General features: G+C 40.0%; 12 protein-coding genes and 1 pseudogene. 5 read left to right on the top strand and 8 right to left on the bottom strand.

Annotation, left to right across the window (positions count from 1 at the left end; translation table 11 throughout):
- The first annotated feature begins 32 nt into the window (after nucleotides 1–32).
- Both FBB35_RS12520 and FBB35_RS12515 read left to right on the top strand, forming a co-directional pair.
- Nucleotides 33–401 carry a hypothetical protein gene (locus tag FBB35_RS12520; RefSeq protein ID WP_174709895.1) on the top strand — a complete coding sequence of 123 codons (369 nt, stop codon included), beginning with the start codon at nucleotides 33–35 and terminating at the stop codon, nucleotides 399–401.
- 125 nt (nucleotides 402–526) lie between these two features.
- The gene (locus FBB35_RS12515; RefSeq protein WP_174709894.1) at nucleotides 527–889 is read left to right on the top strand and encodes a hypothetical protein; all 363 of its coding nucleotides are present in this window, start codon (nucleotides 527–529) and stop codon (nucleotides 887–889) included.
- 135 nt (nucleotides 890–1,024) lie between these two features.
- On the opposite strand, the gene modA (FBB35_RS12510) is transcribed toward FBB35_RS12515, so the two are convergent.
- The gene (gene modA / locus FBB35_RS12510; protein ID WP_174709893.1) at nucleotides 1,025–1,840 is read right to left on the bottom strand and encodes a molybdate ABC transporter substrate-binding protein; all 816 of its coding nucleotides are present in this window, start codon (nucleotides 1,838–1,840) and stop codon (nucleotides 1,025–1,027) included.
- A 262-nt stretch (nucleotides 1,841–2,102) separates the two neighbouring features.
- Here modA (FBB35_RS12510) and FBB35_RS12505 point away from each other — a divergent pair, with 262 nt between their 5' ends.
- Nucleotides 2,103–3,947: an iron uptake porin gene (locus FBB35_RS12505; RefSeq protein WP_254625932.1), complete on the top strand. Its 1,845-nt coding sequence runs from the start codon at nucleotides 2,103–2,105 to the stop codon at nucleotides 3,945–3,947.
- A 499-nt stretch (nucleotides 3,948–4,446) separates the two neighbouring features.
- Complete coding sequence (locus FBB35_RS12500) at nucleotides 4,447–4,656, top strand: molybdopterin-binding protein (protein ID WP_174709892.1); 210 nt, start codon at nucleotides 4,447–4,449, stop codon at nucleotides 4,654–4,656.
- A 198-nt stretch (nucleotides 4,657–4,854) separates the two neighbouring features.
- On the opposite strand, the pseudogene FBB35_RS12495 reads toward FBB35_RS12500, so the two are convergent.
- Nucleotides 4,855–5,007 (bottom strand): annotated as a pseudogene (locus FBB35_RS12495) (substrate-binding domain-containing protein); the annotation flags it as partial.
- 468 nt (nucleotides 5,008–5,475) lie between these two features.
- Between FBB35_RS12495 and FBB35_RS12490 the strand changes: the two are divergent.
- Nucleotides 5,476–6,234, top strand: a complete 759-nt coding sequence (locus FBB35_RS12490; RefSeq protein WP_174709890.1) for a HesA/MoeB/ThiF family protein — start codon at nucleotides 5,476–5,478, stop codon at nucleotides 6,232–6,234.
- A gap of 43 nt (nucleotides 6,235–6,277) precedes the next feature.
- Here the strand turns inward: FBB35_RS12490 and FBB35_RS12485 are convergent, their stop codons facing one another.
- From FBB35_RS12485 to modD, 6 genes are all read right to left on the bottom strand, one after another.
- Entirely contained in the window at nucleotides 6,278–7,450 is a 1,173-nt protein-coding gene (locus FBB35_RS12485) for an IS4 family transposase (RefSeq protein WP_254625899.1), read from the bottom strand.
- 17 nt (nucleotides 7,451–7,467) lie between these two features.
- The gene (locus FBB35_RS12480; RefSeq protein WP_174709492.1) at nucleotides 7,468–7,662 is read right to left on the bottom strand and encodes a transposase DNA-binding-containing protein; all 195 of its coding nucleotides are present in this window, start codon (nucleotides 7,660–7,662) and stop codon (nucleotides 7,468–7,470) included.
- Nucleotides 7,663–7,826: 164 nt separating this feature from the next.
- Nucleotides 7,827–8,036 (bottom strand): molybdopterin-binding protein, encoded by a 210-nt coding sequence (locus tag FBB35_RS12475; protein ID WP_174709889.1) that lies wholly within the window; start codon nucleotides 8,034–8,036, stop codon nucleotides 7,827–7,829.
- Between the two features lie 373 nt (nucleotides 8,037–8,409).
- Nucleotides 8,410–9,402, bottom strand: a complete 993-nt coding sequence (gene modA / locus FBB35_RS12470) for a molybdate ABC transporter substrate-binding protein (protein ID WP_254625931.1) — start codon at nucleotides 9,400–9,402, stop codon at nucleotides 8,410–8,412.
- Between the two features lie 321 nt (nucleotides 9,403–9,723).
- Nucleotides 9,724–10,401, bottom strand: a complete 678-nt coding sequence (locus FBB35_RS12465) for a hypothetical protein (protein WP_174709888.1) — start codon at nucleotides 10,399–10,401, stop codon at nucleotides 9,724–9,726.
- Nucleotides 10,402–11,193: 792 nt separating this feature from the next.
- Entirely contained in the window at nucleotides 11,194–12,045 is an 852-nt protein-coding gene (gene modD / locus FBB35_RS12460) for a ModD protein (protein WP_174709887.1), read from the bottom strand.
- Nucleotides 12,046–12,066 lie beyond the last annotated feature (21 nt).

Genomic DNA, 12,066 nt, shown 5'->3' with positions numbered 1-12,066 from the left:
CAATTGTTACTTTCAGTATGAAAGTTATAACTATGAACACAAGTTGGTATGAACAAGAGCTAGTCAAAGAATTCAAAACGGTTATTGCTCATTCTTTCCCACAAGTCGAGGAATTGCTAAAACACTGTCATGTTAAACTCATCGAGTCTTATTGGGGAAGACCTCGTGTTCACTTTCTGCCATACTTCACTATTTATTGCCCTGACAATCTGATTGCTGATGTTAAAGCCCAAATATCTATACTTAGAGAAGTAGCAGAATATGCGGGATTAGTTGAAGTTGTCTGCCTAAATGCTACGCATCTGCTGCGAGATCCGATGTCGAAGATAAAGCAGACAGATCCGCTTTTGTGGTTAGAACTGCAATGGCTTGCAACACAAAAACAAGAACATTTACTATGATTTTCCGAATTTGGGTGCAACTACAAAAGTGCTTGTTGCGCCATCTACTCAAAGATGGCGTGATTAAAACATGCAGAAGCATTGTATTTTTTTGACTAATAATTCCCAATCCCTAGTTATTTACTATGAATAAATCCCCCCTTCCCGCAGATGATTTGCCTCCAACTGGAGCACCTATACTTAACGAGTTATTCTACAGGCAACTAGAAGAAGCTACTTGCAGGCGATTTTATCAAGCTTGCGGCCCAATTATGCGAGTTTTGTTATCAAATTGTCACTGGTATTTCAAGATAAATACTAGTCCTCTGATGTTACTCATTATCTGTTATGACATAGAAAGTTATCTGCATATAGTCGATGCTATTCCCCAGTTCATCAAAAAGTTGAAGCAGTTTTCCAATAAGGGCAAAATTCACCTTTTTTCACCAGATTATAAAGGAGAACCTTGGGAAATCAACATTGAAGAAACATCAGATGATGAAGCCTAGTCAAACAGGTGAAGCAGACTCGCTAACGCTGCGCTATCAGTGGTAACTTGAACTCTCCATTAAAAAATTAGTGGGGGCTTGCTTGTACCCGTTCTTTAATTACGAATTACGAGTTACGAATTAGTAATTATTTGGTTAACTACCAGCTACCGTAAATCCCTGTTTTTCAAACACAGTTTTGGCTTCATTGCCCGATAAAAATTGCACAAAATCCTTAGCGGCATCGACATTTTTACTGCTTTTGAGAACTGCGATCGGATAGACGACAGGAGAATGGGTTTTTTCAGATGCAGTTGCTACAATTTTGACTTTTGGCGTACTTTTGGCATCTGAGAGGTAAACGATTCCAGCGTCAGCATTGCCTGATTCTACGTAATTGAGAGCTTGACGAACGTCTTTGGCATAGACGGCTTTGCTTTTAACAGCATCAAGGATTTTTAATGAAGTTAAGACTTGTTGAGCATATTGTCCAGCAGGGACACTTTTGGGTTCGCCGAGAGCAATTTTCTTAATACGTGGTGAAGTTAAGTCTTTGAAATCAGCCACAGTTGTGGAATTTTGCGGTACTATCAACACCAATTGATTTTTCAACAAGTTTTTGCGAGTCCCATTAACTAACAAATCTTTTTGTTGTAAAGCATCTATCTGTTTAGTTGCAGCTGAGATAAAAACGTCAACTCCTGCACCCTGTTCAATCTGTTGTTGCAAAGCGCCCGATGAACCAAAGTTGTAGCTCAGAGTAACATTTGGCTTTTCCTTACTGTAGAGAGGTTTGATTTCGTCCATTGCATCTCTGAGGCTAGCAGCTGCTGATATCGTCAAATTTGCTGTTTGGGCTGCTGGGCTAGGAGTTGAGGATGAGTTAGGTGTAGTCGTTTGACTACAGCCGACGATTAGTAAAAACGAGATAAATACCCAACTCACAAAAGTTAGGATTCGTTTATTATTCATTTGCAGTATCTCAAGCATTTTTTCTTAATTAATTCATAATTTACCAATCTAGCGAACTAGTAACCAAAAAAACTGGTAAAAAATCACAGATTACCACTTAGAACTGACTGCTACCAACAACTGTGCCGATATTGATTAAAATCTTGCCAGCTTTTTACCAACTTTTATGGTGATAACCTGACGCAGATGATACATTAGGTGTTTTTAATACCAACAATTTTAGTAGTTAAGTTGGTCTAATAGTATTTGAGGTGTGAGGTTAATGTCTACTTTTTTACATAATTCATTGTTGATTGCTCCAATCTTATTAGCAGTTAGTCTGATTGATGCTCAAGGTGCATTAGCTATTCCAGCAGATATGCAGACTACTCAGTTTCAGGCAAAAGAAGGTGTAGTTGCTCAAATAGATAATCAAGCTGTTTTGACTGCACCTATCGGCGTTACTTCATCTGACCAGATCCAGCAGTTAAATAATAACAGCAGTAAAAGTCCGAACTCAGTCATGAGTCAGGTTACTTCAGTCTCTCAACTATCTGATGTGCAACCTACAGATTGGGCATTCCAGGCTTTACAATCTTTAGTTGAGCGCTACGGTTGTATTGCTGGATATCCTAATAGCACCTTCCAAGGAAATCGGGCAATGACTCGTTATGAGTTTGCCGCAGGTCTTAATGCTTGTCTGAATCGGGTTAATGAACTGATTGCTAGCAGCACAGCAGATTTAGTGACAAAAGAAGACTTAGAAACCTTGCGAAAATTGCAAGAAGAATTCGCTGATGGACTAGTTGAAATACGGGGACGCATAGATGGGTTGGAAGCTCGTAATGCAAATCTGGAAAATCAACAATTTTCGGCTACTACCAAGTTAAATGCAGAAATAATTTTCTCTGTTGGGAGTGTGTTTGGTGGGGATAGAGCGCTAGATTCCGATCGCTGGAGAAGAATTGAAGCAGCTCCCGGAGGCGCAGCTAGAGAGACTGCAAGAGCTAACGAGTATACAGCATCGGGTGGACGAAGGCTTCAGGATAACGCGATTTTTAGCGATCGCATCCGCTTGAATCTAATTAGTAGTTTTACTGGTAAAGACCAGTTGTTTACCCGTTTAGAAGCCAACAACACCACAGCCTTTAGTGGGGCAGTCACAGGTACAAACATGACCCGTGTATCGTGGGACGGGAACAACGACAACACCATTGTACTGGGCAAATTATATTATCGCTTCCCGGTAGGTAACAAAATCAATGTCATTGTTGATGCTATTGGTGGGGAGTTCTACGACAACTTCAACACTGTTAACCCTTTGTTGTCCTCAACTCCGATTGGATCTCTTTCGCGGTTTGGTCGATTCTCCCCTATTTACCGTGCCAGTAATACGGGTTCTGCTAGTAATACAGGTTCAGGTGTCAGCGCCATCTTTAAATTGAGCGACGCGATTACTTTGTCTGGGGGTTATCTTGCTAGAAGAGCTAACGATCCTAGTGCTGGTGCAGGGCTATTTGATGGTAGTTATGGTGCTTTAGCTCAATTAGCATTCCAGCCCAACCAAAACTTAACTCTTGCTTTGAGCTATGCACACTCTTACTTTACTGGTAGTAATAATGATGTTTCCGTTTCGGGGGCTTATGGTAGCGCTTTCGCTAATACCCCATTTGGTGCTGGTATTGCCACTTCAGCCAATCATTATGGGATAGAAACCAGCTATCGTTTTAACCCCCAATTGGTACTTTCTGGTTGGGTTGGGTATAGTCAAGCGATCGCAGAGGTTAGTTCCGGTGCAAATGTTAATAGAGGTGATAAGGCAGACATCTGGAACTGGGCGGTCACTTTAGCTTTCCCTGATTTAGTCAAAAAGGGTAACTTGGGAGGTTTAATCTTTGGTCAACCACCCAAAGTGACGAGTAATGACTTTGGCCCTGCTGTTCTTACTGCTACTAGTAATCTTCGTGAAGATAGCAATACATCTTTCCATTTAGAAGGATTATATCGCTACCAAGTGAATAACAATATCTCAATTACACCAGGCTTGATTGTGATATTTAACCCAGAACAGAACAGCAATAATGACACTATCTATACAGGAGTTGTTCGTACTACATTCCGATTCTAGATAATTTTGCATTAAAAGGACGGCAGTCGTTACAACAAGGAGACAGTCTGCTAGGTGGCTTTGCCAGCTTGTTAATAGAATGCCTTCCCGAATTGTAGAGACTGCCGTTGCAGAAGGAAATATGAATTTTTACCCAAATATTGTTCTGAAATGTAGCTTGTTTCCTTTCGCGTAGCGTCTCCAACAGGAAAAGGGTACTTAATCGAATTGGAATGACAACATCTCAAAAAAGATGAAGTAGCACCGAAAACTTATCTTGCGTGTGTCAAATAACAGTCTGAAAAGTGGTTAGTTGAACTAACTACTTTGTATTACTTCTATTACCAAATAAGTTGGTTTAAAAATATGTAAATACCAAACAAATTATTTAGTAAATTATTCGCGTATATTTTCTATATTAATAGTAAAAATTCATATATTTTCTATTTGTAGTCATACAGATTCATTTAATTACTTGTTAATATTTACGTGTAAAGAAAAAACCAGTAGGGGTCATCAAATGCAAGTTAGCGCTCGTAATGCTCTCAAAGGAACTGTAAAAAACGTTATCGTTGGCTCTGTAAATAGTGAAGTAACAATAGAAGTAGCACCAGGGGTAGAGGTGACTGCGATTATTACCAAATCATCAGCAGAAAATCTCAAACTTACTGAAGGTAAAGAAGTCCACGCCATAATTAAATCATCAGATGTAATTATTGCCGTAGGCTAAAGTAATTGTTGAGATTCTATTAAGGGAGGCAGTTTGATTGCCCCCTTTAAAGCGATGTCTACGACGGGCTACGCCTACGGGTAGGTAACTGGTTACTACAATTTTCCTATCATATAATATGTAGATAAGCTAAACCAAAGCTATTTAGTCTATTAGCCACATCAGCAAATGTCTGCATAGGATTGCGATCGCAGGCTTCCGATATCCCAAGATAGTAATAAACTGCTGTACTAGTAATTGTTCCAAGTATTCTTTGAGAATCACCAAGTCGTATCGCGCACTATGAAGGGGGATAAATCCCAACCCAAAGCCAGCAGTTATAGATGCCGTACTGATTCTTGCATCAGCCATTGCTGTATATTCCACCAGAAAGCAATAATACCTCAAAGACCCCACAGCTTTGCTGTAGGGTTTATTTCATTGGGCATTCAACCCAGGACAAAGAGCAAACTGGCAGTAATCGATCGGTGCTGGTCAAAGAGCAGGGATGATCGAATAAAGGACTATCACGACATCTCCGCAGAGAGAGCAGCACCACATTTGCGACGCCGATAGCGTACCACTCCGTGGAAGCAAGCTACGCGTAGCGTCTCCAAGAGTTGCGTTAGCTCTCTAAGAGTTGCAAGCTACGCTTTTAGCGTCTCGTAGAGAGCGTCATAGCCCATCATAGACATCGTTATATTTGCACATAGCTCCCTTAATAGTGCCTGCAACAAATACCAACTTTACAGGTACTAAATCAGAAAAGTGTATAGACAACTACAATACTTGCTACCAACTAGGTGGTAAATTTTACGACTGATAAAGAATTAAAAAGCGATGAACTTAACACCCAGTGAGTTAGAACGCTATCACCGCCAAATGATGCTTCCCAATTTTGGAGAAGCAGGACAAAAGCGCTTGAAGTCTGCAACGGTTTTGGTTACAGGTGTAGGGGGATTAGGCGGTACATCAGCACTTTATTTAGCAGTAGCAGGTGTTGGGCGGCTAATTCTAGTTCGGGGTGGTGACTTACGGCTAGATGATATGAATCGTCAGGTTCTGATGACAAATGATTGGGTAGGTAAGCCAAGAGTATTCAAAGCCAGAGAAACTCTGCAAGCTATTAATCCTGATATTCAGGTAGAAGCAGTTCATGATTACGTTACAAAGGAGAATGTAGACTCTTTAGTGCAATCTGCTGATATAGCTGTTGATTGCGCCCACAATTTCACAGAGCGGAACTTGCTTAATGAGGCTTGTGTGCGCTGGCAAAAACCTATGGTGGAAGCTGCAATGGATGGAATGGAAGCTTACCTGACGACGATTATTCCTGGTGTCACTCCTTGTCTATCATGCTTATTTCCAGAAAAGCCGGATTGGGATCAGCGTGGGTTCGCGGTTCTCGGTGCTGTTTCTGGGACACTAGCTTGTCTTAGTGCATTAGAGGTAATAAAGCTGATTACTAAGTTTAGTGAACCCTTATTGTCACAACTGCTGACAATCGACTTGATGCGAATGGAATTTGCCAAACGACATTCTTATCGCGATCCTTCATGTCTGGTGTGTGGTAGCAGTTCTTGCTCGGAAAATTCGTAAATAGTTGGATGAGCGTAGCGATCGCTCTATCTGACTTTTCCCGTTAAGTCTCTTTTGCAAGCTGCCAACCCTCACAGAGGTCGTGTAATTTTAACCAACCTCGCCACAGTACCTGGATACCAATAGGTGTTTTACTTCGATGTTCTAAGTAGCCGCCAAGACGAGCTACAGCTTCAACAGCCCAGCTAACTGTTAGCACTTTGGGGAGTTTGGGAGACTTAGCTTTTAAAATCTTGAGTTCAAGGGGATTAAGAATTTCAATGGCAGGGGCTAAGGGCTGAGTGCGGTGGAGATAAGTTAAGCGCAAAAGCTCAACAGCTATTACGCTAAAAAAACCAATGAGGGTCTTCATCCCATCAGCAGCAAGCCTATATTTTTCTACCTGACATCCAGACTTAAAAATTTTATGGTATTCTTCAACACGCCAACGATAAGTATACCAGCGTAAAACTGTAGAAGCCATCTGGACATCTGCAATAACTTCCGTAGTCAACAACATCCACTCCACAAGTGTTTCACCATCTGGGCAATCAATCTCAGTGGCATAAACAGCATATACGGGTAGAGGCTCACGGTTATCAAAACGATAGGGAGTACGGAGATTGACCGGACAAAATCGCACAGCCAGCTTGGTTTTACGGGCAGAACGCTGTCCAGTCTGGGGTAATTCGATTTCCTGTTCAAAACTGGTAGGTTGTGCAAGGAGTTTTGACCAAAGACGCTCGCTCTCGGAATCTAAACTGCGGTTATGAGCCGCGCGAATAAGAACTCCGGTGTGCTGGAGTTGGCGAACTTTATCGAAAACTTCTGTGATATCACCTTCTCGGTCGAAAACATGAATCACTTGCGTGTGCTTACTCACAAGGTTTTCTATAGTGGTGAGCGCTTCTACCCACCTGTAAGATTCTTTCTGTTCAAAGGGACGGTTTCGGGCTTCTTTACGTGCTGCTGCTTGCCGTTTTTTCTTCTGTGTTGGAGTTTCATCTTTTGGCGGTTTCTGTTTTGCTTCTCGATTCCAAAGTTTTTGCCACAACAGACCAAGGGACTGGCCTTTGTCCGATTCTATGGCTAAAGCACTGTGTAATATTAAACCGTTACCTCCCTTACCAATTGGGCCGTAACCTTCTTTTTTAGCCTCAATACTGCCATAATCAAAAAAAGTCGTGTCTCCAACACACAGCACTACGTCGCACTCTGCAACAGTTTCCGCAGTCATTTGGCAATGCGGCTCAATCACGCTGGGAAATTGCACTTTTGGATTAGCAAAAACTCATAAGCCCTTTTAAGTACGGTTCCATTACTGAAAACTTCCGACAGCGCTTTGCCGAATCCCAAACTTAGAGCATACCCGATTGACATTGCACGCTCATTCAATCGGCGATCGCCTAGAGATATGGTTGCAAAATTCTTTTCCCACCAGTCCAGCATTGCTTGTTACCTTTAGCACCCAATTTCAATTACTGTACCGTATTTGCTGTGCTGTTTCTTAAACCCTTTGCCAGCAAGTCTTTCAAGACTTAACGGGAAAAGTCAGGATGAGCGTAGCGATCGCTCTATAAGCGGATCGCCACAACTTATCTACTCATATCGAGCTATTCTGTAGCAATTATGACATCCGACGCTTTAATCACAGCGATCGCTTGTTTGCCCTCTTGAAGTTGGAGATGCTCTACCGACTCCTTGGTAATAATTGCAGTTACTTCCACCCCAGGCACAATTTCTAATATGACCTCAGAGTTGACTGCTCCTGCGTGAATTTTCTTAATAGTTCCTTTTAAGGAATTACGAGCGCTAACTTCCATACTTTAATACTCCTTAGTTATAAGATAATTCTGAACTAAGTAATAGTAACAATTATCAAATTGTTGGATTATCCTCATTTAGTGAGATGTTATCTTCTCCCTTACAGAAGAATTTAGATATCATACTGGTATTAGAAGATGCTGAAAAAGTTGATACTAGAATAGTAAAATAGACAGTTAAAGCTTGGCAGAACATTCATTCAAAACTGTTTTTAGTAATGTGTCTACTTAATTATTTTGGTACATTCTGATAATTATTGGTACATAAGCTAATCGTCATTCATTTTTTAGAATGATTCACTCGTAGTAAGGGCTATATAAATGATTGCCGTTGCCAACAATCATTTTCCGATCGCTGCAATTTTGATTCAGTTTATCCAAGATTTTCAACTTGTATCTTTTGCTTTGGCTCTGCCAATTTTTTATTGAGTGCTAAACCTATAGTCGCAGCTAGTAATAGTCCCCAAACATAGTTGGGTTCGGGTACTGATTTGGTGGGGCTAGTAAAGCCATACTTATGCAAAATTTGCTGTCCTTTCTCTGACAAAATATAATCTGCTAGTTTCTGTGCATTCGGGTCAGCATTTTTGATAACTGTTAAACCGAATGGTGCTGCAACAGACAAATAATCTGGTAGTCCAACTACTTGCAGACTCGGATCAATTTTTTGCGATGCGATCGCGCCAGTATAGTAACTTAAGAAAACATCTGCTTGCTGAGTTTTGTTAAGAAAATATACTAAGCTGTCCTGTCCTGATGGAACTATTGGGGAATTCGTTCCACCTGTTAATTGCAAGGCTTTACTATTGAGGGTATCAAACCTACCAGGGTTTTTTGAATTAGCTTGAGTAAATATCTGTTGAGTGTAGTCTCCAAGAGGATCTAATATAGGTGTTGCAATTCCCAACTTGATGTTGGGATTTAATAAGTAATCTAACACCTGATTTGGTGCAATTTTTACCTGGGAATACTTTGATGAAAACACCGCTACAATCTGGTTTTGAGTAAATTCCACTGGCTGACTGCTCAACCCCTTAATGTAGAGTTTTTGGGGATTTCCAATATCTGCACTAGCAAAGACATCAGCAGTAGGCTGTCCCAGTTGGAGTTCTGTTTCTATTGCTTGCTCTCTAATACCTGATGGCCCAAATACTGTATTCGTTCCTATTCCTGTTTCTTGGGTGAAGTCTTGGCTTACTTCCGTTAATGCATTTCTTAAACTACCTGCTCCATATAAGCTGAGATTAGCTGCAAAAGCTTGATTTGATATCAGAACACTAGAGACACAAGCTGCCAAAGAACCTGTCAAAAAATATTTTTTCATCTGTTCGCTAAAATCTTCAAGTTTTTGGTATTTTATCCTCAAAGCTCACATTACCAACTAAGTTGAAAAAATGTCAATTACTTCATATAGACAAATGTTGACTTTGTTACTTACAATCTTCGGTTAAGAAAGTTATCAGTTAAGGCAAGCAGTTATTGAGCAGTTCTTGAGAAAGAATTATTGCTCAATAACTCTTTTTCCTTGCCTGCCTCAACAGCTTATCCAAACCGTATTGGGCTTTGTTAATTATTGAAGATATAACTGGCGTAAAACTTGTTTTACGCCAGTCATACTCAATAGATTTACAAATGTCTCTAGAAGTTATTGCTGATATTATTGAGACTGATAACCTTAGCCTCCATATCAGAAATATTTTGGTTTCAAAGGAGAAGGAGGAGCAGATAATATGACGATATTTGTCACATTACTAATGTAACGACCTCCAGCTTTGTCACCTGGAACTACTAAACGAGCAAATCCTTCATCTGTTAAAGGCACGACGTTACCATCACTACCTTTTTTTGCAAATGCAACTAGCACTGTTTTCCCTTCAAAGTTAGGTTGAATTTCACCAATAGCTACGACTGCACCATAGCAATCTGTGGCATCAACTAGAACATATTGCCTCAAAAAAGAGTTTTTACTATTTACCCCAGAATTCCCAGGTTTTAGACCACCTCCGGCTTTCGGATTATTAATTAATTCCCATAGGGGGATTCCATAGTATGTTTCTGTTCGTGGCCCTGAGCCAGTTTGAAAGCTCACAGTGATTTCAGTAACTAATGCTGGATTTTGTTTTTTTAAAGCATCTTGTAAATTTTGCAGTTTTTGCAAGTTATAAGTGGCTGGATTATTGAGTTCTCCACCTAAGCGAAAACTTTGCGAAGAACCTCCAAGACACTTATTTTTATCCCATACAGAAGGTGTTTTTTCTTCTTTTTCTGAGGGAAGACTACTTCTTGAGTCAGCTAAAGTTGGCTGCCATAAAACCAGTATTGATAGCATTAAATACGCAATGGGTATCGTGCGGGTAAAACGCATAAAACATTTCTCCGTTTACTATTGAATATTGAAAAAACTAGATTGTTTTGCTCAAAGCTGTTTGCTTACCAAAAATTAGTATCGTTATCGCCAAAATTGAGCAATTTGACAATAGATTCTGTTAGATAAAAATAAAAACGGTTCTATCGTTAAACTTTGAACTCCTTACCAAACGCTACTAAATAGCTAGTTTTTAATATGAGTTATTAAAAACTAATAAATCCTAACGCCAAAGTTAGCCACAAACCTCTTGTTAGATTTGCGTTTTTCCAAATGGATAAGTATATCTGTGTAATCTAATGAAGATAATACCAACTTATTGAGTAAAATACCAACTAATATAGTAATTAAACACTAACAAAATTAATTTTTATTTCTTTTTAAAATAGTTCAGCTTAATGTTGTAAAGAAACGAAGCTGTCGTTATTTGCCTTATAAATAGGTAACTATCAAGCTAATAAACTTTTTATAAGTGAGACTCACCTGTAAATTGGAAAACTGTCCGAGTTATGGGGAAGGGTTGTAGTTGTCCCGACAGTATAGTTGAAGCAAAACCATACAGCAACTAGACTATTCCGTGTATACAACCAATAGACTAAATAAATGCTACAATTACTGGTGCAGTGAATAGAGCGATAGATGGCTATATCGCTCTATTTCATCAACTGCTTAATAGCTTCCTAAAACGCCCACTTACTTCCGTTCTAAGTCTTGCCTAAGCACTGTTCTTTCTGGCTCAACTCCTGCGTTTTAACAACTGCAATCTTAAGTATCAAACTCAGTTAAAAATGCCTACTGTGCCATTGTCATTTTGACTGCAATATCGCATGGTTTACCAAAGTACGGTGAACTTGTCACTAAAATATTTACACCAGTACTAGCATAATCCTTTATATTTTCAGAGGTAATACCACCAGCTGCTGCTAGTTTTAAGTTTGGATACTGCTGCTTCAATTTCAAAACTAGAGGCTCAAGGTCTCGGCTCGGAATTTTATCAAACTGAATTAAATCTACACCTGCTTGAGCAGCCATACAAGCATCTTTTGGTGTATCTACTTCAACGCAAATATGTTGTTCTGGAAACTGTCGTCGCAGTTCATTCATACGCTCAATTAACCCACCTATACCTCCCAGGAATATCAGGTGTTGGTTAAAGATCAGAACTGTTTCAGATAATCCTAAGCGATGAAAAAATCCTCCGCCAGCTAGAACTGCTTTGATGGAAAGCGCTCTAGTACCTGGAAAACATTTACGAGTAGTCACAATAGAAACTGACTGATTTACTGATGAAGCAGTATCTACTAATACTCTTGTACGCGAAGCAATGCCGGAGGCGTATTCCATCAAATTTAAAGCAACTCTCCAGCCACTGTGCAAAGCTTGAGCAGTGCCACTAGCTTGAAGAATTAATTGCTTCTCTTGGCAGACTGTACCACTTTCAACTTGATAATGAACTTCGGCACCACAATATTTTAATACTCTGGCTGCTTCTTCAGTAGCGCAAATGGTCATCGGATGACGGGTAGAAAACTCGATTTCACCAGGTTGCTTGCCAATGCCAAGCCCGTAGGTTGTCAAATCTAGGTAGGGAACATCTTCCTGAACTAACCTAGCGATCGCCTCATCTGAGAAGAAAACACTCATTATGGGTATTCAAGATTATTT

Source organism: Nostoc sp. TCL240-02 (assembly GCF_013343235.1).
Lineage (GTDB): Bacteria > Cyanobacteriota > Cyanobacteriia > Cyanobacteriales > Nostocaceae > Nostoc.
Note: the sequence above shows the minus strand (reverse complement) of the source record. Positions and strands in the feature narration are given on the sequence as shown.